The following is a 26,144-nucleotide window of genomic DNA, read 5'->3' as shown; positions in this document are numbered from 1 at the left end:
CCATTCTACCGCTTTTTTTGAACCCGTCAATCACTTTGTTTCATTTTTTGCTATTTTTTTAAAATCCATTTAAAAATCAATTACCTTGCATAGCAAACAATGAGCTTAACTTTATGGCTTCCAGTCTTCTGACGACTTTTTTGCTCGCGGGTGCGCTTGATCGTATACGTTTGCTAAATGCTGAAAGTCGAGATGAGTATAAATTTGCGTCGTACTGACATCAGCATGACCTAACAATTCTTGAACTGCACGGATATCTTGGCTCGATTCCAACATATGGCTAGCAAACGAATGCCGCAGCATATGTGGATGTATATGCTCGCTCAAACCATGCTTTATGCACCACTTTTCTAAGCGTAGTTGTACATTGCGCTGTCCGATACGCGCACCACGCTTAGAGACAAACAAGGCCTGTGATTCTGAGTCTGGCCGGCATATCAACCACTGTTTCAATACCATGATAGCTTTTGAGCCCACAGGTACTTGTCTTTGCTTGCCGCCCTTAGCAAAGCGCACTCGCAAGTTGCCCTCGGAAAAATTAACATCCGCAACATCCAGCATCACTAACTCACTCAATCGCAAACCGGATGAATAAAATAATTCAAACATTGCTTTATCGCGCAGATCCAAAACACTATCACCCTCAGCATCCAGCATGCCGGCTACTTGGTCTACATCCAATGTCTTTGGCAATTTTTTAGCAGCTTTTGGCGCACGCACACCCTGGGCCGGATTATTTTCAACCAATTGCTTTTTTAATAAAAATCGATAAAAACTACGAATAGCGGCTAATTCGCGCTGAATTGACTTTGCACCGAGGCCTGATTTATGTCGAACTGAAACATATTGCCTAACTTCCGCACTTTTCAAATCCGCCCAATATTCAATTTTCACAGCATCACAAAAGTTTTGTAGCTGGTTTAAATCGTACCGATAGCTGGAAAGTGTATGACTTGCAGCCCATTTTTCACCACGCAGATAATCAAAAAACAATTCTACGACCTGCCGGGCCTGCTCTTGCACTTATGTCTCCGGATGCTGAAGCAAGGAAATTAAACGTGTACCTATAACTTCACTCATCTGCGTCAGAAACAAGCTGCCCATACTGTAATGAAAGCGCCCTTCATCTCGACTACCAATTGCCAAAAGCCCCTGTAACTGGGTAAAAGCCATCGGGATAATGGCGCATGATTTAACTTCAGCAGCGTTATCTGCAAATAAAAACCGTGCCTGCGCCAGCGTTGGTCGCCCACATTTAGACTGATTGCTCTCAAGCTCTGTGGAAAAATGTTTTAAACCTGCATCATCCTGTTGAACAAAAATATTGCTAAGGGGCGATTCAGGATACTGCTTGATAATCTTGACGGCTACAAAGTCAGTAACAAAACATTCAGCCAAAACCTCAGATAAATTGGCAATGGCTTCTTCCAACGAATTCGCTTCCAGCATAGCCAAGGTTAACTCGTGCATCCGATTAAATGCGGCATCATTTTCTCGGGCAATATCGATTAATGCAGTCAGCTGATTTTCCTGCTCCTGATGCCGCACCCTGAACAGCTCTAATTGTTTGGCAATCAATGAAATTGCATTCCCACTTGCATGCGGAATATGCATCTGCTCCAGCAAATCCAAATGACGCTGAAAAAAATCAGGCTGCTGTTGCAAATATTCTGCAACTTGCTCCTCGCTCAATACTGTTTGTTGCTGATCATTCATAACTGAATTTGTCCTTCGTAAACCGAAACGGCCGGACCGGACATAAATACCGGATGACCTCGTCCTAACCATTCAATAGTCAGCTCACCACCCGGCAAGTTAACACGTACAATGTTATCCAAAAGATTCTGCTCAATGCCAGCCACTACTGCCGCACAGGCACCGCTGCCGCAGGCCAAGGTTTCTGCCGCACCTCGCTCATAGACTCTTAAATTTATCTGCTTTCGGCTTAGGATTTGCATAAAGCCGACATTCACTCGCTGCGGGAAAATTTTGTGGCTTTCTAATTGCGGTCCCAATGTTTCCAGCGATGCTGTATCAATATCCTGCACTCGAATCACAGCATGAGGATTACCCATCGAAACAGCGTAAAACTCAATCTTTTCAGCCCCTAATGCAACCGAGTACTCTAAAGCCTCTGCATCCATAAGCAAGGGTATCTGCTCCGGCGCATGCCTAGGAACACCCATATTGACAGTAATTGACTCTTCGCCATCGAAACGTAACAGCAACTGCCCGGCATCGGTATCAACGATTATCTGATCTTTATGACTGAGCTTTTTATCTCGCACAAATCGAGCAAAACAACGCGCGCCATTTCCACACTGTGCAACTTCCCCGCCATCAGCATTGAAGATGCGGTACTTAAAATCTGCATTATTTGAAACTGGCTTTTCAACCATCAACAACTGATCGCAGCCAACACCAAAATGACGATCCGCCAAAAACCGGATTTGTTCCGGTGTCAGCTCAACAGCCTGATTAACCGCATCAATGACAATGAAATCATTGCCCAGCCCCTGCATTTTGGTAAATTCTATTAACATACGCTTCAAGGTATAAGTTGCTCACCCGCCCAAAGTTGCTGCAGACTTTCTCGGGCTCTAATCAAATGTACTTGATCACCATCAACCATGACCTCTGCAGGACGAGGACGGGAATTGTAATTAGAGCTCATGGTAAATCCATAGGCACCCGCCGAGCGTACCGCCAACAAATCACCCGGCATGATTTTAAGTTCGCGGTTTTTACCCAGGAAATCGCCAGTTTCACAGACCGGACCCACAATGTCCCAAACCTGCTGTTCTTCAGAACTATTAGCGTTAACTTGAATAATATCCTGCCAGGCTCCATACAATGACGGCCGAACTAGATCATTCATTGCCGCATCGACGATAGCAAAGTTTTTGCCTGTGGAAGGCTTGAGATATTCCACCCTGGTCAGCAGAATTCCAGCATTCCCAACTATGGCCCGGCCTGGTTCGAGCATAATTTCAAAATCTCTATCAGCCAATCTTTGCAAGATGGCTGAGATATATTCAGCTGGCGATGGCGGCTGTTCATCACGATAACAAATGCCAAGCCCACCGCCTAAATCAAGATGACGCAAGTTTATGCCTTCCGACTGCAGCTGATCGACCAATGCCAACACCCGATCCAGTGCATCCAAAAACGGCGCGGTTTCAGTTAGTTGCGAGCCTATATGGCAATCAATACCTACCACCTGAATATTGGTCATTTGGGCAGCACGACGATACTCATATATCGCTTGCTCGATATCAATCCCGAACTTATTTTCTTTCAAACCTGTGGAAATATAGGGATGGGTTTTAGCATCCACATCAGGGTTAACTCTAAACGAAACCGGCGCAATCACGCCCAATTCTTTCGCCAACCGATTGATTCTATCTAACTCACCACTGACCTCAACATTAAAACAACGTATGCCTATTTTTAATGCTGCCTGAATTTCATCCTCACGTTTGCCGACACCGGAAAACACAATTTTTTCCGGTTTGCCGCCCGCTTCTAATACCCGCCGCATTTCACCGACTGAGACAATATCAAATCCAGAACCCAGCCTGGCCAGCAGATTTAGGATGGCTAGATTTGAATTAGCCTTGACGGCATAACATATTAAATGGGCATGATCTTCAAATGCCTCATCAAATGCACGCCAATGCCGTTCTAATGTAGCACGCGAATAAACATAACAGGGCGTACCAAATTCCGCAGCAATTTCGGCCACAGAAACATCTTCGGCACATAATTGCTGTTGCCGATAATTAAAAAAATCCATGCTTAATCTTCTTCTATAGGTACTTGTTTGGGTACGTAAATGGGGGGTGGGCTATCGGGTAGATATAGCGGTCCGGTTTGGCCACAGGCTTGCACGATGATAGCCAGCAAAACCATAAATAAAACTTTGTTAACACTCATAACTATGACAATCATCCCAGACGCGGAAACTTCCGCAAAACTTGGTCAGAAATATAGCACAGAGTGCACATCAAAAGCATGCCCAGGCACGTTAAAGCCATAGGCAAATCTATTGAACTTGGGGTATAAAAGGGTATTATCGAAAAACTTGAGGTATAAGCCTGAGTCGTCTTAACATTGATTCAGACTTATAGAAATGAAAACCTGATTTTCCCTAAAAATGCTTAGTCTGCCGCATTAAAAACCCATATTCTGGTTTTCAACATACTCTATTTCAACTTCCGCCACCCCTTTTACACCCAGTTTTTTTGCTGCACCCTGCGACAAATCAATCAATCTGTCACTATGAAACGGCCCGCGATCATTCACCAAAACCTCAATGGCTCGTCCATTACGCAAGTTCGTCACTTTGACTTTGCAAGGTAAAGGGAGTGTTTTGTGTGCAGCGGTAAGTAGATCGGGCTTGAACCGACTCCCCATGGCCGTTTTTTTACCTGACTCAGCGCCATACCAAGAAGCAGTACCTCGCTGGTGATAACCCGCTGCCGAAGTCAATGGATGATATGTTTTACCCTTAACTTTATAGGGGCGATTATAAGCCGGCTTAACGTCGTAACTCTGATCTGCTCTCTCCAGCGTGGGCGGCATGGGTGCATCTGAAGCACAACCACTGATCAGACCAATCCAAAAAGCCAGCAATAACAGTCGGCTTAACGAATTACAGGGCAATTGGCTTTTACGGATGGCGATAAGTATTGTTAATGTCATAGAAAATCACGTATTGGAATTGAGTTTAGGTTTTAGACAATTTTGCTCAAATCTGACAAGCCAAACTTAACATCAAATTAACAATCAACAAACCAGCCGTTTCTTATCACAAACCCAACTACACAGCAAAGCCCTTACCGTTAACAAATTCAAACCCTACTGGTAGATAAAATTTTCAAAATCGGGCAGCCTAAACGTGATTGGTTATAATGCTCTGAAACGAGCATCACTAAGAAAAAGACACATTTCTAGCACACTACACTCGGCATCTTTTATTTTGGGGGAAGAAAAACTATGGCTGATGATATTCATAAAATCCTGATTATCGGTGGCGGCGCTGCAGGGCTTGAGTTAGCAACCTGCCTCGGACAGCAACTTGGCAAACCCAGACTGGCTGAAGTCACCTTACTAGATGCCGCTTCCACCCATATATGGAAACCTCTTTTACATGAAGTGGCGTCCGGCACGCTGGCCGAAGCTGAAGAAATTGAGTACTTGTCGCAGGCATATCGCAATCATTTCAGGTTTTTATTGGGGAAAATGGAAGGCTTGGACCGCGCGACTCAGAAAGTTATCATCAGCCCCATCATCAATAAAAAAGGCGTTGAGCTCATCCCCCGCCGCACCTTCCAATACGATACATTGGTCATAGCTGTCGGCAGCGTAAGCAATACATTTGGCATCAAAGGGGTCGATCAGTATTGTCGGTTTATCGACACCACCAAGGAAGCCTTTCGCTTTCAAAAGCAACTGGTTGAAACCTATTATTTAGAATCCTATGCCCACCAAAGCAGTCAGCGCGACAAACCACTTTCAATTGTGATTGTCGGCGCTGGTGCCACCGGCGTCGAACTCTCTGCCGAGCTGCGTGAAGTCACTAAATTGTTAGCTACCTATGGCTTAGAGGGTTCGATTCAGGTCAATATCACTATCATTGAGGCTGCAACGCAATTATTACCGGCCTTGCCGCCACGCCTGTCAACTGCGACTCAAGAACAATTGGTCAAGCTAGGCATCAATCTGAAATTGGGTCGTCGCGTCACCGAAGTAACTGAGTCCGCCGTTTACACCCACGATGGCGAAGTATTCGACGCTGACCTAAAAGTCTGGGCGGCAGGCATAAAGGCGCCGGACTGGATGAAAAACCTGGATGGGTTAGAAACCAACCATATCAATCAACTGATAGTTGATCAAACGCTAAAAACCAGCGACGACAATATCTTTGCCATCGGCGACTGTGCCGCCTGCGCCTGGACCGGCCATACGGGCAACGTGCCTCCTCGCGCTCAGGCCGCACATCAACAAGCTTCCACTTTAGCCAAAACCATAATCAACCGCTTAAATAACAAACCGGCCATACCTTTCGTTTATCACGACTATGGATCACTGGTATCCTTAGGGAAATTTAGCACTGTCGGCAGCTTAATGGGTAGCTTGATGGGAACCGTTAGCGTTGGCGGCTTTATCGCCTACGTGGTATATCTATCTTTATACAAAATGCACCAAATAGCTATACACGGCTATTTCCGCACCAGCATGTTAACCCTATCGAACCTGTTCCGGCGCAGTACGCACGCCAAAATCAAAATGCACTAACCTTAAACCAAACGAGAAATCTGAATGTTAGAAATTGAATACGAATTCCGCGAAAAAGACCTAATTCACTTTAACGAATTACGCTTGGCTAATGACCCTGTGATGCAGAAAAAAATCCGCCAGAATCGTTTGCTGGTGCCTGGTGTAATGCTGGTATTTGGCTTATTTTATTATGTTTACTATGTCGACATGATGACTACCGCTTACATCACGCTACTGGCGTTAGGCTGGGGCATCGCCTCACCCTTTATTATGAAAATCGATTTACGCCGCCAGTTCTTCGACAAGTACACCGAAAATGAAAAAAAGGCGATGTTCGGCATCCATCAACTTAGGATCGATCACGAATTTATGTTTGAAAGATCCCCAGGTGGCACCACACATAAAACGCCTTGGAGTGAAATGCTACGCATAGAAAGACACAAAGATTACATCTATGTCTATATAGATATCGATGCAGCTATCGTAATTCCGCGGGAAACTGTTAAAAAAGGTGATTTGAAAGCCTTTGTTAAACAAGCTGAAAGCATGATAGATCGATTAGGGTAATATTCCGTCTCGTCGCTGAATATAAAAACGACAAGCATCAACGCAATCGCCCTTGGTTTTGTAAGGTCCGCTGATTTTATCCACGGTGTAAAACCACCAGCCAAGATTGTTAACAAAATAACGATCCTGTGGCTTAAATAAGGTGTTTTTAGACTTATGATGTTTATAGCTCATTTGCTTATTCTACCAACCTAAAATAGCTTCGGGCAGGCTGGATTTGCTCTACTAGACTACAATCAGCGTTGAATATACGGTTTCAGCTTTAAAAATACATACATTAATAAGGAGATGTCTTATGAACAAAAAACAAATGCTTGTTTCCTCACTATTGGCGATAACCACCCTGAGCGGCTGCGGTATTTATAATCAATACCATTATGTTAAAGATGATGACTTCGTCGAAGTCAGTTACGAAGCTGTTGAGCAGTTGCTGGATAATTTGAAACAGCCCTTGCCAAGAGGCAGCTTGATCGTGCTTAATTCATTGGTTAATGTGAACGACCTTGGCCAAACATTACCTTTCGGACGTATTGTTTCCGAACAAATAACCTCTGCCATGAGTCGATCTGGTTACCGGGTCATGGGCATGGAACTGCCGACCGAAATATTTAACAAAAATGACGCCGGCATTTTAGAGCTACCTGAAAAAACCAAACAAGCTTTAACTGATGTACATGCCACTGCACTCTTCGTCGGCACTTATGCTGCTGGCCGTAAAAATGTCTACGTCTCGTTAAGAATTGTCGATATTGCCAGTCAAAACATCATTTCAACCACCGATTATTCCATCCCCTTAGGGCCGGATGCAAAATCGATGACCACCATTCCGGAACCCAAAAAATAGCGCTTTCTTTATAGGCGAGTGTTTTGCATTACACACTCCACTCGCCTGCCTAACAAGCCTGACAGGACAATACCTATGCAATTTATAGCGCATTGGCGTTATACAGCAACCTGGCCAACAAAACAGTTGCCATTCATCATCAGCAACAGCATTATTCAATTACAACATCCCTTAACTTAAGGCGTCACTCATGCTATTAGCAAGTCATATCGCTACTGCTTTTGTCTGGCTATTATTATTTAGTACACCTAGCACTACCTTGGCGCAAGCGCAGATTCCCCAACTATACAGACCGACAACCGCCTTAACTGCCCACGACCTCGCCATTATCGTTAACGATAACGACCCCTTGAGCCAAAAAATTGCTGAGTACTATCAAAAAAAGCGGCACATACCGGTAGAACAGGTGATTCATGTTCGCTTCGCCAACCAGCATGCTTTTTTAAGTGCAGGTGAATTTAAAAAAATCAAACAGCAAGTCGATGATCAAACCCCTAAACATGTGCAGGCATTTGCGCTTACTTGGTTACAACCCTTTCGTGTCGAGTGCATGTCTATTACCACTGCATTTGCTGCAGGCTTTGATCCGGCCTTTTGTGCTGAAGGCTGCAAACAGACCCGTACCAATCCTTATTTTGCATCTGAAGCCGGCAAACCCTATGATAAATACGACTGGCGTCCCACTATGGTATTGGCTGCACAAGACTTTGCAGAAGCCAAAAAACTAATCGATCGTGGTGTAGCAGCAGATTTTACACAGCCACAGGGCTCGGGCTATTTGTTAAAAACATCCGATCAGGCTCGTAGTTCTCGTGCGACCACTTTCCCAAAAATTGCAAAAAAATTCAGACCTTACTGGCCGGTTAAATATCTGGAGCAAGACTATATTGCTGGCCGTGAAGATGTAATGTTTTACTTCACAGGACTCACACATGTCCCGCACATAACAGAAAACCATTTTCTACCGGGCGCAGTCGCCGACCATCTCACCTCCACTGGCGGCGTAATGTCGGGTAGTAGTCAAATGAACATTTTAGAGTGGTTGAAAGCCGGCGCTACTGGCAGCTATGGTGCTGTCGTTGAGCCTTGCAACTTTCCGGCGAAATTCCCTAATCCCGGCATATTGATTTATCACTACCTTAGAGGCAGTAGCTTGATTGAAGCCTACTGGAAGAGTGTTGCCCAACCCGGGCAAGGTATTTTTGTCGGTGAACCACTAGCAAAACCCTTTGCATTTCAGCCAGCTAAAAACTGAATAATCTTGAGTTGACAGACGGATTGATGCCGTCTGTCAGGAGGAATGGGTATTTACTTGCGAGTCAGGAAAAAGTAGAGAAATTTACATTTCAAAATCATATCATTGCCTTCAATTTCAACCACTGCGCACTCTTCGTATTTTTCTCGTCCAGGCGCAGTTTGTTTTTTGATCACGCCATCGGCTACGCTATATTTGATCGGGATATTCATTGAACCAATTCCACTACGAGCATCTTCGCCGGTGGTTACCAAGGTCCCGTCTTTTTGAAACTCCCAAGTCACATGCAAGGCTTTCTTTTCTCTATCAAGCCCAAGCGCTTCGGCAGTGACAACCCATTTTCCGAGGATTTTAGAGTTATCTTCAAGTTTAACTTCGGCATTGGCAGAAAAAGCCGCAAGCGCTGCGAATAGCGATAAAAGAGATATTATTGTTTTCATTGTGTTCTCCCGACTGAGCGAAAAGATAGATAGAGCCTGGAATATAGCATATTCAATTTGGCGGACTGATTTTTTCGCCCGGCACGAAACGTAGCCGAGTTTTAGATAAATGGTCGTGCCAAGACAGCTTGTTCCGATCGAATAAACACCAGACAAAACCCAAGCCCAGACAGCTCCACGAAAGCATAGCTGCAAAAAAGCGGAATGTGGCTTCCCGCATATTGAGTCGGTCACCATCCAGGTTAGACAGCCTGATATTCCAGGCTTTCAAGCCCAGAGTTTGACCACCATGCATCCAAAACCAGACATAGAAACAATAACTAATCCCAAATAAATACAGCGGAAAATAGTATTGTTCACTGGTAAAAGATTGACCACCGTTGAAAGGTAATGCAATCGCGGTGGCAAAAAACAACACGGCCAATAATAGTAATCCGTCATAAAAAACCGCGCACATTCTACGCAAAAAGCCCGGTGCCGAAGGATATTCAGCACCGGGCTTTTTAGGTAAATTCAATTCGAAAGCTTGCAATTATTTATTAAATAATTCTAGTTTTTGCCCCATGTACATACTCATGGCTACCAATGCGCCAACCATAATTACAGAAAACATAAATGGCGGTCTATGGAACAGCAGCAAAGCAAAATCAGCTACAAACAAACTAGTGAATAAAGGCTGATCGATAAAACCGCACAAAATTTTCTTAAACATTTCCCCACACTCCTGACATAGTTGCCGATCTCATCTTCTTAAAGATAAATCTTCTTAATTTTTTAGTGCCATCAGACCATGACACAGCCTACTTTGTGATTCTACTATATTGATAAGCAATGTAAAAGATAGTGATGGATTGAGCTGTAATCTTGCGCGGTGTTATGATAGAGCAAAATTCAGATAGATCGCTTGGGCTAAGCCACTTGGCAAGCGGGTATTCCAAAATTTAAATACAGGGTTAAGGTCATTTTAAACTTTTTCAAAAAAATACTTTCAACAAGCGTATCGGCTGAGAGAGAAACAGATCCCAAGCTAGAAAGTCGGGCAACTATCTATCCGCGATCCGAACATTGCATTTCCCGTGCGCAAATAAGCGAGAATGCTTTAAAAGTATTGCAACGTCTAAAAAAAGCCGACTACGAAGCGTATTTGGTAGGCGGCTGCGTCAGGGATTTATTGCTGGGCCGCGAGCCTAAAGATTTTGACGTTGCCACCAATGCCAGCCCTGAACAGGTTAAACAGGTTTTTCGTAACTGCCGAATCATAGGTCGTCGCTTCCGTCTGGCGCATGTGTTTTTCGGACGCGATATTATTGAAGTGGCTACTTTTCGCGGTTCCGAATCAGAAGAGTCGGATCGTCAAGTAACTCACGAAGACGGTCGCCTGCTACGCGACAATGTTTTCGGCACCCTGGAGGAAGACGTCTGGCGCCGTGACTTTACCGTTAACGCCCTCTATTACAATATTCGTGATTTTTCGGTAGTCGATTTTACCGGCGGCATGCAGGATCATGCCAACGCTGTACTTCGTCTGCTTGGCGATCCCAGTGTTCGTTATCGCGAAGATCCAGTAAGAATGTTACGTGCGGTTCGCTTTGCGGTAAAACTGGGCTTTACTTTACATCCCGATACCGAAAAGCCAATTTATACCCTGGCCGACTTGCTCAAAAGTATTCCGTCAGCCCGACTTTACGATGAAGTATTAAAACTGTTTTTATCCGGTTACGGTGTCCAAACCTTTGAAATACTGAGACATTACGGCTTGTTTGCCATACTGTTTCCAGCCACGGACAAATGCCTGGAAACCCAGGATCATGACTTCCCCCGACTCTTTTTAATTCGGGCACTGGAAAACTCCGACCAACGTTTTGCCGACAACAAAAGCTTGACGCCTTATTTTTTATTGGCTGCCTTGTTATGGGAGCCTTTGCAATTAGCCGCAAACAAACGTATTCAGCAAGGTGAAAACGAGACTATTGCTTTTCAAAATGCGGCTAACGAAGTGCTAACCCAACAAATCAAAATAACAGCCTTGCCTCGCCACATTACCCAATCTATGCGCGATGTTTGGTTTATGCAGAACAAATTCTCCAGAACTGTAGGCTCCCGACCCTACCGCTTGCTGGAACAAGCAAAATTCCGCGCTGGCTATGATTTTCTGCAACTACGCGCCGAAACGGGTGGCGCCGATATGGCATTAGTCGATTGGTGGACCAAATTTCAGGTGGCTGATGACGAGTTACGCAGAAAAATGACTGCCCCACCTAAAGGTGGAGCCTCCAAACCACGCAGCAAATCCCGTCGGCACCGCACACGCGCCAAACCCAGCAGCAGTCAGCCATGAGTGTTTCTGAAAGCTGGATTGAAGCCTATATCGGCCTAGGCAGTAATCTGGATGATCCGTTGCAACAAATCGTTTCCGCAGCCGAGGAAATCGGAGGATTGGCAAGCGTAAAAAATATCACGCTGTCGCCCCTTTACACCAGCCAACCTGTTGGCCCACAAGATCAGCCCGATTACGTCAATGCCGTGATGAGGATTAAAACCCGCCTGGAACCGCTAAATTTACTTAGCCAATTACAAGCCATTGAAAACAAACATGGCCGTATGCGTTCAGTCCGCTGGGGTGCGCGAACCTTAGATCTGGATATTTTGTTATATGACAACCAAATCATCAATCTAGCTGATTTAGTCATACCTCACCCGGAATTAGCCAATAGAGCCTTTGTTTTATATCCTTTGGCTGATATTGCGCCGCCCGACTTATTAATTCCTGGTAATGGCCACTTAAGCCATTTGCTGACAGCCTGTCCGTCGCACGGCTTAAAGAAAATGAATTATGACCCCATATGCTGATAGCTTAAAAATGCTGTCTATCAGTCATCTGGCCGCCATGAAACAGGCAGGCGAGAAAATCAGCTGTTTGACGGCCTACGACGCCAGTTTCAGTGCATTGATAGATCAGGCGGGCATTGAAGTGATTCTGGTGGGAGATTCTCTGGGCATGGTCATCCAGGGCCACAATAGCACCTTGCCCGTCAGCATAACCGACATGATCTACCACACCCGTTGTGTTGCTGCTGCCCGACGCCGGGCTTTCGTGTTGGCTGATATGCCTTTTGCCAGCTATGCGACCCCCCAACAAGCGTTAGACAATGCCGCGCCACTGATGCAGGCTGGCGGCGCACAAATGGTCAAGCTGGAAGGTGCCAAAATTGAGGTGATTAGCTTTCTGGTTGAGCAAGGTATACCGGTCTGCGGGCATTTGGGTTTACTCCCACAATCGGTTAATTGTATTGGCGGCTATAAGGTGCAAGGCCGAGAACCGCTCCAAGCAGAAAAACTACTTAAAGACGCTCTGGCTATTGAACAGGCAGGCGCAGGTTTATTGATTTTGGAGTGCATACCGGCGGCACTAGCCGCTCAAATCAGCCAAGCGCTCACTATTCCGGTGATTGGCATTGGCGCAGGCGCTGATTGCGATGGCCAAGTATTGGTTTTATATGACATGTTAAATATCAGTGTCGGCAACCGTCCACGTTTTTCCAAAAACTTCCTATCCTCAGCTGACAGCATTGAACAAGCCGTACTCAATTATCGCCAGGCGGTAAAAAGCGTCGAGTTTCCTGCAGCGGAACATTCTTATTGATCGATGCAGATAATCAACAGCATTCAGACATTAAAAAACACCATACACCCCTGGCGACAAGCTGGAGAAAAAATTGCCTTTGTCCCCACCATGGGTAATTTGCATGACGGTCATATTCAGTTGGTCCGGACGGCCCGCCAGCAGGCTGATCGAGTCGTTGTAAGCATTTTTGTTAATCCCGTTCAATTCGGTCCCAATGAGGACTTCGCCAGCTACCCACGCACAGAACAACAGGATCAGGAAAAATTAAACGCCTGTGGTATCGATTTGTTGTTTTTGCCCTCGGTCGCAGAAATGTACCCACAACCTCTACAAACGCAAGTTTCTATCAAAGGTTTGTCAACTATGCTCTGCGGCGCCAGCCGACCTGGCCATTTTGATGGTGTAGCCGTTGTGGTGTGTAAACTCCTAAATATGGTGCAACCGGATGTATTGTTACTGGGTGAAAAAGATTTCCAGCAACTGGCTGTAGTAAAACAAATGGTAACTGATTTGAATATGCCGACACATATTCAGAGCGTACCGACAGTTCGACAAGCCGATGGATTAGCCTTGAGTTCACGCAATGCTTATCTATCCGCAAGCGAAAGGCAACGAGCACCTATGCTTTATCAAGCCCTTTGCGCAGTGCGAGATGCTATTATTTCAGGTGCTATCGATTATCAAGCTCTTGTTTCTCAACAAACCCAAACATTAGTCAGTGCGGGATTTTTAGTGGATTATTTTCAAATTTGTCGAAGTACGGATTTGATGCCCGCCACATTAGCAGATCAACACTTGGTGATTTTGATAGCTGCGAAACTAGGCAAAACCCGATTGATTGATAATGTATACTTCTCCAAGCAAACGCTTTGAATGGCTAAACTATAGCCAAATTCAATTTTTGCTTAATTTGATAGCCTGCTATATTTCAGGCATAATTACCGGTCCCTTAAAATTTGACGATGTTTACTATGCACATAAACATGCTTAAAGCCAAGTTACACCGGGCGCGTGTAACGCATTCCGAACTCGATTATGAGGGTTCGTGTGCCATTGACGGCAAAATACTCGATTTTTCAGGGATTCGAGAATACGAGCAAATTCATATTTACAACATCAATAATGGCCAGCGTTTCTCTACCTATGCCATTCGGGCGGCAGATGGCTCCGGCGTATTTTCTATCAATGGTGCTGCGGCACGCTTAGCGTGTCCGGGTGACTTGATCATCGTGGCGGCTTTTGCCAGCCTGGACGAAAAAGAAATGAAAAATTATAAACCTACCCTGGTTTATTTTGACGGTAATAACAATATCAGTCATTCCAGTCATTCCATTCCAGTTCAGGCCGCTTAATCGAAAACCAACCGCCGCGCGACTGGCGGGGCGGTTGGTTTTTTATTTACGCTTCAGATACATCAATTTCGCTGACTTTTTCAGTCAGCGTGATACTTTGCTCGATAGCAACCAACACTTTTTGCAAGCCTATCCGTTTCTCGCTATTGATGACCAGCGGCGCCTTGATTGAGCCCTTAACGGTCGGTTTACCCGCATCAACGTTATCATCTTTATGCAGCACAATTAAAATCACTAAATCGTCGTCGTTGTTAATTTGCAATAATTGCTCTTCATCATCGGTCAGCACAAAGTTGTAATTAATATTGAAATGCGACGGATGCGCGACAGACAAAGTCAAATCATCACTATCTACAGCCTGCAACCAATATACAATTTCACTACCTTCCTGATGAAATAGCTTAAAGCGCGTTTGATCTTCAAAACCGGGGATACCGCGAGGGAAGGTGATAATAGTATCGGGATTTACCTGTTGATTGCCTAACAGCTTAGATTGAATGTCCATAATGTTGCCCGTAGTTGTTATTTTAAAAAACTTTTTATTCAGCCTTCAATTTATAGCATGGAACACACTATTTGCAATGTGTAACCAACTATTTGCCAGATAAGAATTAAGATTTATCTTGTCATCTTAACCCCATCTGCTTACAATCGCCCTCCCTCTTTCAGGTGTCCGGGTTAGATCATTTAACCTGGCTTAAACAGGAAGTCGGTGCCGCGCTTTATTTCAAAGCTGCCAAGCCGACGCTGCCCCCGCAACGGTAGATAAGTAAAAGATCTGCGTGAACGCCACTGTGCATCCAGCATGGGAAGGCCGCATTTCAGGCCTAAAGCCACTTATAAGCCCGGAGACTGGCCGGAAAGATCATCCAAGACAGCGGAGGGCTGTTTACGGAATGGTCGCAGCCTGTCTTCGCCTTTTTCGTACTCTGTTTCCCCTCTGTCGACTAAGCAACCTAAATGCGCGGCGGGCGCAGAGGACAACATGCAAAAAATTTTATTCCATTCATTAATACTGGCCGGTGTCGGCACATCTTTATCAACCCAAGCTGCCAACAGCGACGAAGTCTCCAATCTGCCAGAAACGGTTGTCACTGCAACCCGCACGGACACCGCTAGAGATCAACTAGCAACGGCAAACACTGTGTTTACTCGCGAGAAGATAGAACAACTACAAGTCAGAACCTTGCCGGAGTTATTAAAGTATGCCCCAGGTGTCGACATCACCGAAAGCGGTGGCTACGGTAAAACTACCAGTGTGTTTATGCGTGGCACCAATTCCGATCATATTTTAGTCCTGATCGACGGCATCAAAGCTGGCTCTGTAACAACCGGCTCGGCTGCATTCCAGTTTATCCCTATCGAACAAATTGAACGAGTTGAGATTATCCGCGGACCACAATCCAGTTTATATGGCTCGGAAGCTATTGGCGGCGTCATTCAGATTTTCACCCGCAAAGGCACACAATCAGATACCCCTAGTGTAACTCTGGATGCGGGTGCAGGCTCTTTTGATACGTTTAATACAGCCGGCACTGTCAGTGGTAAATGGCAAAATAGCTGGTACAGCTTGGGAGTTTCCCACCTAAACAGTCAGGGCTTTGATGCTCGTCAACCTACCACAGGATTTTTTGGCGTGAATGAGCCTGACCGCGACGGTTATAACAACACTGGCATAAATGCCAGCGCCGGCTATCGCTTTGAGAATAACGCTGAAATCGAGGCGTCTTTCATGCGTGCGCAAGGCAAAACTGAATTCGACGGCACACCGAATAAAACCGACTTCGTCAACCAAATGATAAACACTTCTGCCAGTTTTGACATTTTAGATAACTGGCGCTCTACCTTGCGTTTTGGCCAAACCATGGATAATGGCGATAACTTTCAAACCGATGGTAGTTTTTACAGCCAATTTGACACCACCCGCTGGAATGCAACCTGGCTGAATCAAATTGCACTCACAGAAGATCACCAATTAACTTGGGGCACGGATTACCGGGTTGATGAAATACAAAGCTCCACCAAATATGATGAAACGTCTCGCTACGATATCGGTGTATTTGGCGAGCTGCACAGCAAAATATTGGATAACCACTTCATAAATGCCTCATTACGTTGGGATGAAAACCAAGCCTTTGGCGACAGCGTCACCGGCAACTTTGGCTGGCGGTATAACTGGGAATACGGCCTAAGCGCGTTTGCCAGCTTTGGTAATGCCTTTAAAGCCCCCACTTTCAATCAGCTGTATTTTCCTAACTACGGCAACCCTAACTTAACCGCTGAAAAATCCACCAGCTTCGAAGCCGGCATCGCCGGCAACCATGATCTGGCCAACTGGGAAATCCGGGCCTATCACACCGATATTAATGACCTGATTGCCATCTACCCGGTGGAAAATATTGATAAGGCCCAAATCGATGGCATAGAAGCCGAGCTATCTAGTCAAATTTTAGGCTGGCAAAATACTCTCAACATGAGCATGTTGAACCCCCAAGATAGAGTCACCAATCTAAGATTGGCCCGCCGGGCAGATCAGACCTTGTCTTACGACTTATCCAGATCATTGGGCGATTTTGACCTTGGTAGCCAGATACGTGCGCAAGGCAACCGTTACGATAACCGGGCCAATACTATCGAATTAGCCGGCTATGTCACTGTCGATTTACGCACCGCCTACCACATCAACAAAAACTGGATGCTCAGTGCCAAATTAAACAATCTACTGGATAAACAGTATCAAACCATCGATACTTATAATACAGCCGGCAGAAACTTCTATTTTTCTATCCATTACAACAACTAACTCCCTGGAGAACACTTCATGACTACAAAATCCACTTTAGCCCTCAAGCCTGGCCTAATTGCATTGATGGCACTAATGGCCGCCACCCGTTTCCATCATTTCGGTACGCCGTTCGCGTTGCCAGATGCCTCGCTGGCTATTTTCTTTCTGGCCGGTTTATGGCTGGGCGGTCGCTACCTGTTTGCCATTTTATTAGCGGAAGCCGGCTTAATCGATTATTTGGCCATTACCAAACTGGGCGTCAGCGATTTTTGCGTATCGCAAGCCTATGTTTTCTTGATTCCAACTTATGCCGCGATGTGGCTGGGTGGCAAATGGTGCCGTCAATTTGAAACCCAGACTCCGACAGCATTGGCACAACAGTTTATCGCCTTGGTGGTTGCCACATCCTCGGCTTTTCTGCTTTCCAACGGCAGCTTTTATATCCTGTCCGGACGTTACCCTGAAGGCAACTGGACACAATACATCGAACGCTTTGCAATGTATTACCCACCTTACATGACATCTACTCTGATCTACGGCGTGTTAATTTTTGCTGTAGTCAACGCTGCCAAATCATTAATCAGCCACAAAACTCCGCAACAAACCATTTAATAGTCATTGGGAGGGCCACCGAGCCCTCCTTTTACCCAATATGATGCTGATCATTATTCTGCTACTGGCAATCGCACTCGACTACTGCCTGGGCGAACCTCGCAACGCTTATCATCCATTGGTTGCATTCGGCCATTGGGCCAACTGGCTGGAAACCCAATTACTTAATGGGCAACAAACTAGCCAGCGGCAAAAGCTAGCGGGCATTGTGGCTTTGTTTTGTGCATTATTACCTGGCTTGCTTGGCTTACTGGGATGGCTATTGCCACAAACACTGAAAACGCTATTCGATATTCTGATTTTATATTTTTGTATTGGCGCTCGTAGCCTTCAACAACATGCCCTTGCAGTTTGCCTGGCTTTACAACAAAAAGATTTATATTTGGCTCGCCAACAAGTCGGAAAAATAGTCAGCCGACAGACCACTCAAATGACCACTCTCGATGTTCGCCGCGCCAGCATTGAGTCCGTACTGGAAAATGGCGCTGACGCCGTGTTTGCACCTCTATTTTGGTTTATGTTACTCGGACCATTTGGCGCTTTGATTTATAGACTCAGCAATACACTAGATGCCATGTGGGGTTACAAAAATCAGCGCTACCAAAATTTCGGTTGGGCGGCGGCGCGTTTTGATGATGTTTTGAACTGGCTGCCCGCCCGACTGACCGCCTTGAGCTACGCCTTGCTGGGTAACACGCAGCAGGCGCTTAATGCCTGGCAGAATCATGCGCATCTGCTGGACAGCCCCAATGCCGGGCCTGTTATGACCGCTGGCGCTGGCGCATTGAACCTTAACCTGGGTGGGCCAGCCTGGTATCACGGCCAATTAAAAAACAAAGCTTGGTTTGGCGGTGACGAGTCACCCAACAACGCTGACATTAAACGCGCTACAGCTTTGGTTTATCAGAGTCTCGCTCTGTGGCTGTTGCTCATTGCACTAGGAGTAAGCTTTGCTTGAACATGGCGGTCGCTTAAGACTAGCAGCCCAACATTACGCTATTCCGCTACACGAATGGCTGGATTTATCGACCGGTATCAATCCTAACGGCTGGCCGGTTCCAGCTTTACCTGCAGCCTGCTGGCAACGTTTACCAGAAGATAACGATGATTTATTGCCAGCAGCTCAAGCTTATTATCAAAACTCATCCATTCTGCCGGTCGCCGGCTCTCAAGCCGCCATTCAAACCCTGCCTTTATTAAGACCGGCCTGTCGTGTTGGATTAATGCATCCTGCTTATGCCGAGCATGCTGCTGGCTGGCAAACAGCCGGTCATCATCTGCAACACATTGACAGTAACAATATAGAGTCTCAGCTGGATAGATTGGATGTGTTGATCATCATCAACCCGAACAATCCCACTGGCAAACTGCACACACCTCAACAGTTACTGGATTGGCACGCAAAACTAAGCCGACGTGGTGGCTGGTTAATTGTTGATGAAGCCTTTATTGATAGCATGCCGGATTACAGTCTATCGCCATTACCCAACCGTGCCGGCTTGATAATTTTGCGCTCGATAGGCAAGTTTTTTGGCTTGGCAGGGATACGCTGCGGCTTTGTGATTGCCGAACCGCAAATACTGCAAAACTTGCGAGAACAGCTTGGCCCCTGGACAATTAATCATCCAGGACGTTATGTTGCGGCCAAGGCACTGACTGACAGGGATTGGCAACAAAAATCCATCATTGATTTAAAACGACAAACTCAGCGTCTACGTGAGGTGCTGACTGAAAATGGCTGGTCACAACTAGGCGCAAGCGATTGCTTCCAGTGGCTAAAAACCGAGCACGCCGAACGCCTGCATATTTTGCTGGCGCAACAAGGCATACTAACGCGATTATTCAAAGACCCCGCAAGTTTGCGTTTTGGTCTACCCAAAGATGATGCTGCCTGGCTACGACTGGCGCAAGCCCTCGCTCATCCCGCAATACAACGCTTGTGTGACAATAAAATAGCAAGCGAATGTTAATTCGGAGTGTTTTTATCTACAACGTGTCCCAGTGTCTGCCGCTCTTTACGGATCAACCAATCCAGCATTAGCGCATAACTGGTTGCCAAAAGTGTCGGCCCGATAAAAACACCGATAAAACCAAAAGCCAGCAAGCCGCCCAAAATACCGAACAAAATCAGCACAAACGGCAGCTCCACTTCGCGACTGATCAACATTGGCCGTAGCCAATTATCAATTGTGCCGACTAACAGTAAAAACCATAACGCAATAAATATTGCCCACAGGGTTTCACCTTCGAACAACAACCAGATGGAAACCGGTAACCAGACGATGGTGCCCGCGGTTGGAATAATCATCAAAAAGAAGGCAGCAAAACCCAACGCAAAGGCATAGGGTACGCCGGCAATCAAAAACCCCAAAATAGATACTATTGCCTGAGCCAAAGCCGTACCGAGTATGCCGTAAACCACAGCTCGCAAAGTAGTACGAACAATCTGCAGAATACGCTGAGTCTGTTCACCCGCCAAAAGCTGCATAACACTCACCAAATGTGCCGAGGCTTCTTCGCCGTCACGGTAGAAGAAAAACAGTACCAATAAACTGAACCCCATATGTACCAATTCACCAGCCAATGCAATACCCTGCTTTAATACCCAGCTACTGGTGCTTAAAGCATATTTACGGGCAAGCTCCAGTATGTGCCCGGAATCTTCGCCAAAACTCTGCCAGCTAGCAACCGCGCTGTCACCCACAACCGGAATATCTTTTAACCAGTCCGGTGCCGCTGGCCAAGTATGAGAATTGTCAGTCAGCCATTGCAGAAGCCGGTTCACATCATCAGGTATCGATAGTGCCGCCGCAACAAAGGGTGTCAATATCAATACCCCAATCGGTAGCACCATACAAGCTGCCGCCCGATTGCTGCTAAGCGGTAAGTCACGAAGACGGCTATACATCGGCCAGGTGACAAAACATAAAATCGCCGCCCACAAGATATCGAATAAAAAAGGACTCAGCACCAAATAGCAGGCAAACAACAATAAAAACAGTGCGCCCAGGCTGGCGGCTTTTTCAAAGCGGGTGATAGACATAGGCATAATCCATAGCGAAGCTACTAAAAGTGGATAACTGATGGGTCTAAACTCAAGTGCCCCGGTTATTGTTCTCTGGAAGTATAAAGGAAAGCCGAATTGAGCGGCTAAGTGCAATTCGCTACCATGAAGCATCGATTGTCATGATGCGTTCTGCCAAAGCTCAAACTAATATTCAAATAGCTGTCAAATCTGCCTTTGCACCAGCAAGACCAAGCATCTATATGCTTCCCAGCCCAAGTCATGAAAGAAGGGCTGGCGAGCAGCAGAGTAAATCAAACTTAACTGCCAAACGACAGCGTATCGGCAAACACAGCCTGCCAATCCTGTTCGAACTTTAACACTGCAGCATCGGTGGCCGGGTTGTTCAGCATTTGCTGAGCGATATCCAGAGGTAAAGTCACCGCCGCCACCCCAAGCTTTAGGACTTGCAATACCTGCTGCACATTCTTGAAACTGGCGACCAGTAATTGAGTGGGTAATTGATATTTATCGATCAAGTCCTGCAAGTCGCTGACGACACCGATACCATCGAACCCCATATTATCGATACGATTCAGATACGGCGCTAAATAATCCGCACCGTTTAAAGCGGCCAACCAGCCTTGTTGAACGTTGTAAATCGCCGTCGCCAGCACCGGAATATCGTGTTGCTTGATGAGTTTTATAGCGGCCAGCCCTGCCGTATTGGCCGGTATTTTCACCACAATATCGAACGGCAAACCATGCAATTGCCTGGCTTCGGCGACGATACCTTCCACAGTATTACTGATGACCTGCACATGAATACGGCTTTTGGGGCCCAGAATTTCAATCAATACCGGCAGCAATTGAGTCAATCCTACGCCGCCTGCGGCCATGATCGACGGATTAGTGGTGACGCCTGCTAAAGGTAAAACTTTGGACAAGGCGCGAATTTCTTCACAATGGGCGCTATCTAAATACAATTCGAACATAAGTGCCTAGCTTTGGATGATTTGAAAACCTTTGATTATTCAGAATCAAGTCGTCAAAAGCAAACTCAAGCCGGCGCTGTATTTCAATACAACCCGGCAATCCAATCTACAAATTGAACGGCGACTGCCGCTTTTGACCCGGCACAGATTATAGTCGCTCGGCTGCATCTATTGTGCCTCCAGTGGAACAATGTTATCCATTTTTGACACTTCTCTTCAATTATGGGAAGCACTATAGTGTATCCAACCCAAATTACTATGGAGAGGGCAAATGAAAACACATATCCAATTCGGCGATACAGTGCATCAATCTCGTAACCTAGAGCAAGTCGTCGCAGGACAAAGCACTTCCGATGGAGCCGGTGTCAAACTGACCCGTCTGTTGGATCAATCGTTACAGAAACGACTCGATCCCTTCTTAATGTTGGATGCTTTCGGTAGCGACAAACCACAGGACTACATTGCAGGCTTTCCTGACCATCCTCATCGCGGTTTCGAAACATTGACCTATCTGCTGGCAGGCCGAATGCGTCACCACGATAACGCCGGCCATGCAGGCATCATCGAAACTGGCGGCATTCAATGGATGACAGCCGGCCGCGGCATCGTGCATTCTGAAATGCCGGAGCAGAAAGATGGATTATTACAGGGCTTTCAATTGTGGATCAATCTGCCAGCGGCAAGCAAAATGCAGGCGCCTAGTTATCGTGATGTACAGGCAAACGACCTGCCAACAATAACCTTGGCGGATGGCGTCAACCTCAAAATTATCGCCGGCAGCAGCCAGGGTATAGAAGGGGCGATACAAGCTCCCGTTACCGAGCCTTTAGTGCTTGATATTACGATTCCAGCTGGTGGCGTCTTCAACCAGATTATCCCAGCTGAGTTTCAAGCCTTTTTAGTCGTGTATGACGGTGAAATTGTAATTGGCGATCGCCAAGTATCAGCCATGAAACTGGCAGTTTTGGGCAATACCATCGATAGCGATGGCGTTAGCATTGCTGCAACTGCAGACAGCCGACTTTTGTTGGTTGCCGGCAAACCCTTACGGGAACCGATTGTACAGCGCGGACCTTTTGTCATGAACACGCAAGACGAAATTGCCCAAGCCTTTGAGGATTATCAAGCCGGACGCTTTACAGCATAGAACCTAACCCATTGACCTATTTCTAAAACTAAATAGAAGATCCCAACATGAACGCCTTATTCAAACCACTACAGATCGGTGCTCTCAACTTACCCAACCGGATTTTTATGGCTCCGCTCACTCGTTGCCGTGCCGATGCGGATCATGTGCCTACAGCTTTAATGGCGGAATATTACAGTCAACGCGCCAGCGCCGGTCTCATCATCGCCGAAGCCACCATGGCTATGGAAGGACATTCTGCCTTCTGGACCGAGCCTGGCATTTATTCCGCGCAACAAATTGCCGGCTGGCGCCAGGTGACCGATGCTGTACATGCAGCAGGCGGCAGAATATTTCTGCAAATCTGGCATGGCGGTCGAGCTTGCCATCCGTTATTAAACGCTGGTGCGCAACCGGTAGCGCCCAGCGCCCTAGCCATCCTGAATGACGAAGTCCACACTCCGGAAGGCAATAAACCTTATGCTATGCCACGAGAATTGCTGGACGATGAGTTGCCAGCCATCGTCGAGGGTTTTAAACAGGCGGCGATAAATGCCAAGGCAGCCGGCTTCGATGGTGTCGAAGTGCATGGCGCTAACGGCTATTTGTTGGACGCATTCCTGCGCGATGGCGCCAATAAACGCAATGGCCCCTATGGCGGTAGCATTGAAAATCGTGCCAGACTCATGCTGGAAGTAGTTACAGCGGTGATTGACGTTTGGGGTAGTGACCGGGTAGGTATACGTATTTCACCGCTGAACAGCTACAACAGCATGATAGATAGCGACCCGGTCGGGCTGGCCAGCTGGTTGGCGCAGCGACTAAACGACTTCGAACTTGCTTATCTACACGTCATGCGTGGCGATTTTTTCAGTCAGCAAACCGGCGATGTCATAACACCGGTTAGGGAAATTTACCGAGGTATATTGGTCAGCAACATGGGTTACAGCCCCGAGGAAGCCGAAACTGCCCTCGAACAAGGCCAACTGGATGCAGTAGCCTTTGGCACCAGCTTCTTGGCTAATCCGGATTTGCCGGCACGGATACAAGCAGCTGCAGCGTTAAACGCAGCCAATCCGGCGACGTTTTACTCTCCAGGGGCGGAAGGTTATACGGATTATCCGACACTGATATAAGGGGCCGAACTTATCAGGCCAGAGCCATTAAGCAATTGGGCGTCATTGGCGATAGCCGTATTCCCATTACCGGCATCAAACAGGATTTGATAGTGTGTCGAATCATGGCGTTTTCCATTCATTGCTGATTAAAAAACCTAGTCAGCATAGAATTGCTTAAAGATTAACTCAATGGAAGGACGAATGGACAACATCAAAGATCTGCAAGCCATGGACTTATCGCTACCAAGCCCTGCCTATATTTTCGCGGTCATCCTGTTTGGCGTCATTGGCTATGCCGCTTATCGTTATGGCAAGAAAACAGACCATAGCAGTAGCAAATGGTTAGGCATTACTATGATGTTGTACCCTTATGCCATTTCCGAGACTTGGCAGCTTTATGCTGTCGGTACGGCCTTAGGTATCGGTTTGTATGTTTTTCGATAGTAAAACCAGACTCTGATCTCATGCTGCCCATCATACGATTCGATAAGGTATCGGTCACCGCTCAGAATAAAACCATACTTTACGACATTAGCTTTGCTGTCTATGCAGGCGAAAAGGCGGTGCTGAGCGGTAAATCGGCTGCCGGTAAAAGTAGTGTATTAAGAACGCTGCTGGGCATGCACACGCCCACATCCGGTACGGTCTATTTTCAAAACCAGTCATTAAGCCCCCAATCTGTGCAGAGCATTCGCAGTTGCACGGCCTACATAGGCCAAGAACCCATATTGGGTGCCGACAATGTAAGGGAAGCACTGCTGTTACCGTTCCAATTTAAATCACATCGCAACCATCATCCAACAGAAGCGCAGTTGATTTCGGTGTTGCAACGATTACAGCTGCCCGCCGACATTTTAAACAGAGACACCCAGCATATCTCCGGCGGCGAAAAACAACGCATTGCCTTGGCGCGTGGCTTGTTACTGGGTAAAACACTTTATCTGCTGGACGAAGTGACCAGCGCCCTGGATAGTCAAAGCAAGCAAGCAGTATTCGAAGTATTTTCTGATCCGCAATTGACGGTACTGGCAGTCGCTCATGATCTTGATTGGCTGGAATACAGTACGACTGTCTTTGAAATGAACGCAGGACAACTGAATCAGGTAAAGTGAAATGGAAACACTTGATATCGATCTGCCACGCATGGCGCTACTTTACGGCCTCTGCTTGCTGCCTTGGTCGCTACTTTGGTTAATGGGAACCCAATTGACGCGAGATATTGGCATCAGCATTGTGCGGATGACCATACAACTAGCCTTGGTTGGCATCTATCTAAAAACCCTGTTTACCTTAAACAACCCCTGGCTGAATGGCGGCTGGATACTGATTATGCTGATCGTGGCGGATTTCAGCATTCTGCAACGTGCGGGCCTAAAACTACGCTACTTTGCCCTAGCGTCTTTTACCGCGATTGCTTTCAGTATTCTGCTATCCACCGCTTATCTGGTGCTGCTGGTCATCCAACCCAGTACTTTTTACGACGCACATTACATTGTGCCGTTGGCCGGCATGATTTTGGGTAACTGCATGCAGGGCAACGTCATTGCGCTGGAGCGCTTTTACTCTGCTATCCGCAAAAACCAAAATGAATACACCACCTACTTGATGCTGGGTGCCACCCGCTGGGAGGCTTTACGGCCCTATTTTCGTCAAGCGATCAAAGCCGCTATCAATCCGACCATCGCTAACATGGCCACTATGGGTTTAGTTTCGCTGCCGGGCATGATGACCGGGCAAATACTAGGCGGTAGCGAGCCGTGGGTGGCGGTGAAATACCAAATCGCCATCATGATCTGCATTTTTACCAGCACCACAATCGCGATCATCATCAACCTGAAATTAAGCCTGAATATCGCATTCAACGAATTTGATGTACTAAAGGATTACGTGATTGATAAACGTTGATAGAAAAACTGAGACGAACGGAAGCAGATTACCAAATACATTGAATTGTCTGATCTAAGCTTTCCAGGATTAAATACTATCCAGCCATTCAAAACATGTATTTTCGAATTTTGCGATATCGTCGGCCCGGTGATAACAACTTCTGCCCATGATGGTTTGATCGTCAGGGACGCCAGAGCGTCCAAGGCTGCGTTACCACGCAAAGCGTCACTGCCAGTTAAGGAAGAACAATCC

The 26,144-nt window shown here is 46.5% G+C and carries 31 protein-coding genes and 1 riboswitch; of the genes, 18 read left to right on the top strand and 13 right to left on the bottom strand.

The window, feature by feature from the left end; translation table 11 throughout:
- Positions 1 to 111: 111 nt before the first annotated feature.
- The 6 genes from xerC to A1359_RS00520 form a co-directional block, all read right to left on the bottom strand.
- Positions 112 to 1,023, bottom strand: a complete 912-nt coding sequence (gene xerC, locus A1359_RS00540; RefSeq protein WP_066976413.1) for a tyrosine recombinase XerC — start codon at positions 1,021 to 1,023, stop codon at positions 112 to 114.
- A complete protein-coding gene (locus A1359_RS00535) occupies positions 1,024 to 1,716 on the bottom strand; it encodes a DUF484 family protein (protein ID WP_066976411.1) in 693 nt (230 codons plus the stop codon). It lies immediately after the preceding gene.
- Complete coding sequence (gene dapF, locus A1359_RS00530) at positions 1,713 to 2,543, bottom strand: diaminopimelate epimerase (RefSeq protein ID WP_066976409.1); 831 nt, start codon at positions 2,541 to 2,543, stop codon at positions 1,713 to 1,715. The genes A1359_RS00535 and dapF overlap by 4 nt, the downstream gene beginning before the upstream one ends.
- 5 nt (positions 2,544 to 2,548) lie before the next feature.
- Entirely contained in the window at positions 2,549 to 3,796 is a 1,248-nt protein-coding gene (gene lysA / locus A1359_RS00525) for a diaminopimelate decarboxylase (RefSeq protein ID WP_066976406.1), read from the bottom strand.
- A gap of 2 nt (positions 3,797 to 3,798) precedes the next feature.
- Positions 3,799 to 3,936, bottom strand: coding sequence for an LPS translocon maturation chaperone LptM (gene lptM, locus A1359_RS21720; RefSeq protein WP_157200416.1), 138 nt, complete (start codon positions 3,934 to 3,936; stop codon positions 3,799 to 3,801).
- Between the two features lie 237 nt (positions 3,937 to 4,173).
- Positions 4,174 to 4,704, bottom strand: coding sequence for a septal ring lytic transglycosylase RlpA family protein (locus tag A1359_RS00520; RefSeq protein WP_066976403.1), 531 nt, complete (start codon positions 4,702 to 4,704; stop codon positions 4,174 to 4,176).
- 294 nt (positions 4,705 to 4,998) lie between these two features.
- On the opposite strand from A1359_RS00520, the gene A1359_RS00515 reads away from it, so the two are divergent.
- Entirely contained in the window at positions 4,999 to 6,300 is a 1,302-nt protein-coding gene (locus tag A1359_RS00515; protein WP_066976400.1) for an NAD(P)/FAD-dependent oxidoreductase, read from the top strand.
- 24 nt (positions 6,301 to 6,324) lie between these two features.
- Positions 6,325 to 6,849, top strand: a complete 525-nt coding sequence (locus A1359_RS00510; protein WP_066976397.1) for a YcxB family protein — start codon at positions 6,325 to 6,327, stop codon at positions 6,847 to 6,849.
- On the opposite strand, the gene A1359_RS00505 is transcribed toward A1359_RS00510, so the two are convergent.
- On the bottom strand, positions 6,841 to 7,023 hold the full coding sequence (locus A1359_RS00505) for a hypothetical protein (protein ID WP_066976394.1): 183 nt from the start codon (positions 7,021 to 7,023) through the stop codon (positions 6,841 to 6,843). The genes A1359_RS00510 and A1359_RS00505 overlap by 9 nt on opposite strands.
- Positions 7,024 to 7,144: 121 nt before the next feature.
- Between A1359_RS00505 and A1359_RS00500 the strand changes: the two genes are divergently transcribed.
- Together A1359_RS00500 and A1359_RS00495 are read left to right on the top strand one after the other, a co-directional pair.
- The gene (locus A1359_RS00500) at positions 7,145 to 7,693 is read left to right on the top strand and encodes a FlgO family outer membrane protein (protein WP_066976391.1); all 549 of its coding nucleotides are present in this window, start codon (positions 7,145 to 7,147) and stop codon (positions 7,691 to 7,693) included.
- A 190-nt stretch (positions 7,694 to 7,883) separates the two neighbouring features.
- Entirely contained in the window at positions 7,884 to 8,948 is a 1,065-nt protein-coding gene (locus A1359_RS00495) for a TIGR03790 family protein (RefSeq protein WP_066976388.1), read from the top strand.
- A gap of 53 nt (positions 8,949 to 9,001) precedes the next feature.
- On the opposite strand, the gene A1359_RS00490 is transcribed toward A1359_RS00495, so the two are convergent.
- From A1359_RS00490 to A1359_RS00480, 3 genes are read right to left on the bottom strand one after another with little or no spacing between them, the layout of a single operon-like run.
- Positions 9,002 to 9,388: a hypothetical protein gene (locus A1359_RS00490; protein WP_066976386.1), complete on the bottom strand. Its 387-nt coding sequence runs from the start codon at positions 9,386 to 9,388 to the stop codon at positions 9,002 to 9,004.
- Between the two features lie 52 nt (positions 9,389 to 9,440).
- A complete protein-coding gene (locus tag A1359_RS00485; protein WP_232322063.1) occupies positions 9,441 to 9,905 on the bottom strand; it encodes an RDD family protein in 465 nt (154 codons plus the stop codon).
- Between the two features lie 15 nt (positions 9,906 to 9,920).
- Positions 9,921 to 10,100, bottom strand: a complete 180-nt coding sequence (locus A1359_RS00480) for a hypothetical protein (protein WP_066976381.1) — start codon at positions 10,098 to 10,100, stop codon at positions 9,921 to 9,923.
- A gap of 372 nt (positions 10,101 to 10,472) precedes the next feature.
- Between A1359_RS00480 and pcnB the strand changes: the two genes are divergently transcribed.
- The 5 genes from pcnB (at position 10,473) to panD (ending at position 14,365) form a co-directional block, all read left to right on the top strand.
- On the top strand, positions 10,473 to 11,726 hold the full coding sequence (pcnB, locus tag A1359_RS00475) for a polynucleotide adenylyltransferase PcnB (protein WP_408606514.1): 1,254 nt from the start codon (positions 10,473 to 10,475) through the stop codon (positions 11,724 to 11,726).
- The gene (gene folK, locus A1359_RS00470) at positions 11,723 to 12,238 is read left to right on the top strand and encodes a 2-amino-4-hydroxy-6-hydroxymethyldihydropteridine diphosphokinase (RefSeq protein WP_066976375.1); all 516 of its coding nucleotides are present in this window, start codon (positions 11,723 to 11,725) and stop codon (positions 12,236 to 12,238) included. Before pcnB ends, folK begins: the two co-directional genes overlap by 4 nt.
- Positions 12,222 to 13,031 carry a 3-methyl-2-oxobutanoate hydroxymethyltransferase gene (gene panB, locus A1359_RS00465; RefSeq protein ID WP_066976373.1) on the top strand — a complete coding sequence of 270 codons (810 nt, stop codon included), beginning with the start codon at positions 12,222 to 12,224 and terminating at the stop codon, positions 13,029 to 13,031. Before folK ends, panB begins: the two co-directional genes overlap by 17 nt.
- 3 nt (positions 13,032 to 13,034) lie before the next feature.
- A complete protein-coding gene (gene panC, locus A1359_RS00460) occupies positions 13,035 to 13,886 on the top strand; it encodes a pantoate--beta-alanine ligase (RefSeq protein ID WP_066976370.1) in 852 nt (283 codons plus the stop codon).
- Positions 13,887 to 13,984: 98 nt separating this feature from the next.
- Complete coding sequence (panD, locus tag A1359_RS00455) at positions 13,985 to 14,365, top strand: aspartate 1-decarboxylase (RefSeq protein ID WP_066976416.1); 381 nt, start codon at positions 13,985 to 13,987, stop codon at positions 14,363 to 14,365.
- Between the two features lie 46 nt (positions 14,366 to 14,411).
- Here panD and fliW read toward each other — a convergent pair whose 3' ends face one another.
- Complete coding sequence (fliW, locus tag A1359_RS00450; protein WP_066976367.1) at positions 14,412 to 14,870, bottom strand: flagellar assembly protein FliW; 459 nt, start codon at positions 14,868 to 14,870, stop codon at positions 14,412 to 14,414.
- 145 nt (positions 14,871 to 15,015) lie between these two features.
- Positions 15,016 to 15,240: riboswitch (cobalamin riboswitch) on the top strand.
- Positions 15,241 to 15,350: 110 nt separating this feature from the next.
- On the opposite strand from fliW, the gene A1359_RS00445 reads away from it, so the two are divergent.
- Genes A1359_RS00445 through cobD form a run of 4 tightly spaced genes read left to right on the top strand, consistent with a single transcriptional unit; the run spans position 15,351 to position 19,732 of the window.
- On the top strand, positions 15,351 to 17,168 hold the full coding sequence (locus A1359_RS00445; RefSeq protein WP_066976364.1) for a TonB-dependent receptor domain-containing protein: 1,818 nt from the start codon (positions 15,351 to 15,353) through the stop codon (positions 17,166 to 17,168).
- Between the two features lie 18 nt (positions 17,169 to 17,186).
- Positions 17,187 to 17,762: a hypothetical protein gene (locus A1359_RS00440; protein ID WP_066976361.1), complete on the top strand. Its 576-nt coding sequence runs from the start codon at positions 17,187 to 17,189 to the stop codon at positions 17,760 to 17,762.
- A 43-nt stretch (positions 17,763 to 17,805) separates the two neighbouring features.
- On the top strand, positions 17,806 to 18,720 hold the full coding sequence (gene cbiB / locus A1359_RS00435) for an adenosylcobinamide-phosphate synthase CbiB (RefSeq protein ID WP_232322062.1): 915 nt from the start codon (positions 17,806 to 17,808) through the stop codon (positions 18,718 to 18,720).
- Positions 18,713 to 19,732 (top strand): threonine-phosphate decarboxylase CobD, encoded by a 1,020-nt coding sequence (gene cobD / locus A1359_RS00430; RefSeq protein ID WP_066976357.1) that lies wholly within the window; start codon positions 18,713 to 18,715, stop codon positions 19,730 to 19,732. The genes cbiB and cobD overlap by 8 nt, the downstream gene beginning before the upstream one ends.
- Here cobD and A1359_RS00425 read toward each other — a convergent pair.
- Both A1359_RS00425 and A1359_RS00420 read right to left on the bottom strand, forming a co-directional pair.
- Complete coding sequence (locus A1359_RS00425; RefSeq protein ID WP_232322061.1) at positions 19,729 to 20,805, bottom strand: AI-2E family transporter; 1,077 nt, start codon at positions 20,803 to 20,805, stop codon at positions 19,729 to 19,731. The genes cobD and A1359_RS00425 overlap by 4 nt on opposite strands.
- Positions 20,806 to 21,086: 281 nt before the next feature.
- Positions 21,087 to 21,761, bottom strand: a complete 675-nt coding sequence (locus A1359_RS00420; protein WP_066976350.1) for a transaldolase family protein — start codon at positions 21,759 to 21,761, stop codon at positions 21,087 to 21,089.
- Positions 21,762 to 22,032: 271 nt separating this feature from the next.
- Between A1359_RS00420 and A1359_RS00415 the strand changes: the two genes are divergently transcribed.
- From A1359_RS00415 to A1359_RS00395, 5 genes are all read left to right on the top strand, one after another.
- Positions 22,033 to 22,908 carry a pirin family protein gene (locus A1359_RS00415; RefSeq protein ID WP_066976347.1) on the top strand — a complete coding sequence of 292 codons (876 nt, stop codon included), beginning with the start codon at positions 22,033 to 22,035 and terminating at the stop codon, positions 22,906 to 22,908.
- A gap of 47 nt (positions 22,909 to 22,955) precedes the next feature.
- Entirely contained in the window at positions 22,956 to 24,023 is a 1,068-nt protein-coding gene (locus A1359_RS00410; protein WP_066976344.1) for an alkene reductase, read from the top strand.
- A gap of 183 nt (positions 24,024 to 24,206) precedes the next feature.
- The gene (locus tag A1359_RS00405; protein WP_066976341.1) at positions 24,207 to 24,449 is read left to right on the top strand and encodes a hypothetical protein; all 243 of its coding nucleotides are present in this window, start codon (positions 24,207 to 24,209) and stop codon (positions 24,447 to 24,449) included.
- A 20-nt stretch (positions 24,450 to 24,469) separates the two neighbouring features.
- Positions 24,470 to 25,117, top strand: a complete 648-nt coding sequence (locus A1359_RS00400) for an ABC transporter ATP-binding protein (protein WP_066976338.1) — start codon at positions 24,470 to 24,472, stop codon at positions 25,115 to 25,117.
- A 1-nt stretch (position 25,118) separates the two neighbouring features.
- Positions 25,119 to 25,910 carry an ABC transporter permease gene (locus A1359_RS00395; protein WP_066976335.1) on the top strand — a complete coding sequence of 264 codons (792 nt, stop codon included), beginning with the start codon at positions 25,119 to 25,121 and terminating at the stop codon, positions 25,908 to 25,910.
- Positions 25,911 to 26,144 lie beyond the last annotated feature (234 nt).

This window comes from Methylomonas lenta, from assembly GCF_001644015.1.
Classification (GTDB): domain Bacteria; phylum Pseudomonadota; class Gammaproteobacteria; order Methylococcales; family Methylomonadaceae; genus Methylomonas; species Methylomonas lenta.
The sequence above is the reverse complement of the archived record's forward strand: the minus strand, read 5'-3'. Positions and strand labels throughout refer to the sequence as shown.

Bases quoted from the DNA above. Each gene is read 5' to 3' on its own strand.
- cbiB (WP_232322062.1), top strand. From the start codon at position 17,806: ATGCTGATCATTATTCTGCTACTGGCAATCGCACTCGACTACTGCCTG.
- A1359_RS00405 (WP_066976341.1), top strand. From the start codon at position 24,207: ATGGACAACATCAAAGATCTGCAAGCCATGGACTTATCGCTACCAAGC.
- A1359_RS00410 (WP_066976344.1), top strand. From the start codon at position 22,956: ATGAACGCCTTATTCAAACCACTACAGATCGGTGCTCTCAACTTACCC.
- A1359_RS00395 (WP_066976335.1), top strand. From the start codon at position 25,119: ATGGAAACACTTGATATCGATCTGCCACGCATGGCGCTACTTTACGGC.
- A1359_RS00495 (WP_066976388.1), top strand. From the start codon at position 7,884: ATGCTATTAGCAAGTCATATCGCTACTGCTTTTGTCTGGCTATTATTA.
- A1359_RS00445 (WP_066976364.1), top strand. From the start codon at position 15,351: ATGCAAAAAATTTTATTCCATTCATTAATACTGGCCGGTGTCGGCACA.
- fliW (WP_066976367.1), bottom strand. From the start codon at position 14,870: ATGGACATTCAATCTAAGCTGTTAGGCAATCAACAGGTAAATCCCGAT.
- A1359_RS00420 (WP_066976350.1), bottom strand. From the start codon at position 21,761: ATGTTCGAATTGTATTTAGATAGCGCCCATTGTGAAGAAATTCGCGCC.
- lysA (WP_066976406.1), bottom strand. From the start codon at position 3,796: ATGGATTTTTTTAATTATCGGCAACAGCAATTATGTGCCGAAGATGTT.
- A1359_RS00500 (WP_066976391.1), top strand. From the start codon at position 7,145: ATGAACAAAAAACAAATGCTTGTTTCCTCACTATTGGCGATAACCACC.
- panC (WP_066976370.1), top strand. From the start codon at position 13,035: ATGCAGATAATCAACAGCATTCAGACATTAAAAAACACCATACACCCC.
- lptM (WP_157200416.1), bottom strand. From the start codon at position 3,936: ATGAGTGTTAACAAAGTTTTATTTATGGTTTTGCTGGCTATCATCGTG.
- folK (WP_066976375.1), top strand. From the start codon at position 11,723: ATGAGTGTTTCTGAAAGCTGGATTGAAGCCTATATCGGCCTAGGCAGT.
- A1359_RS00425 (WP_232322061.1), bottom strand. From the start codon at position 20,805: ATGTCTATCACCCGCTTTGAAAAAGCCGCCAGCCTGGGCGCACTGTTT.
- panD (WP_066976416.1), top strand. From the start codon at position 13,985: ATGCACATAAACATGCTTAAAGCCAAGTTACACCGGGCGCGTGTAACG.
- dapF (WP_066976409.1), bottom strand. From the start codon at position 2,543: ATGTTAATAGAATTTACCAAAATGCAGGGGCTGGGCAATGATTTCATT.
- A1359_RS00480 (WP_066976381.1), bottom strand. From the start codon at position 10,100: ATGTTTAAGAAAATTTTGTGCGGTTTTATCGATCAGCCTTTATTCACT.
- A1359_RS00440 (WP_066976361.1), top strand. From the start codon at position 17,187: ATGACTACAAAATCCACTTTAGCCCTCAAGCCTGGCCTAATTGCATTG.
- panB (WP_066976373.1), top strand. From the start codon at position 12,222: ATGACCCCATATGCTGATAGCTTAAAAATGCTGTCTATCAGTCATCTG.
- A1359_RS00515 (WP_066976400.1), top strand. From the start codon at position 4,999: ATGGCTGATGATATTCATAAAATCCTGATTATCGGTGGCGGCGCTGCA.
- A1359_RS00490 (WP_066976386.1), bottom strand. From the start codon at position 9,388: ATGAAAACAATAATATCTCTTTTATCGCTATTCGCAGCGCTTGCGGCT.
- A1359_RS00510 (WP_066976397.1), top strand. From the start codon at position 6,325: ATGTTAGAAATTGAATACGAATTCCGCGAAAAAGACCTAATTCACTTT.
- A1359_RS00415 (WP_066976347.1), top strand. From the start codon at position 22,033: ATGAAAACACATATCCAATTCGGCGATACAGTGCATCAATCTCGTAAC.
- A1359_RS00535 (WP_066976411.1), bottom strand. From the start codon at position 1,716: ATGAATGATCAGCAACAAACAGTATTGAGCGAGGAGCAAGTTGCAGAA.
- A1359_RS00520 (WP_066976403.1), bottom strand. From the start codon at position 4,704: ATGACATTAACAATACTTATCGCCATCCGTAAAAGCCAATTGCCCTGT.
- A1359_RS00505 (WP_066976394.1), bottom strand. From the start codon at position 7,023: ATGAGCTATAAACATCATAAGTCTAAAAACACCTTATTTAAGCCACAG.
- A1359_RS00400 (WP_066976338.1), top strand. From the start codon at position 24,470: ATGCTGCCCATCATACGATTCGATAAGGTATCGGTCACCGCTCAGAAT.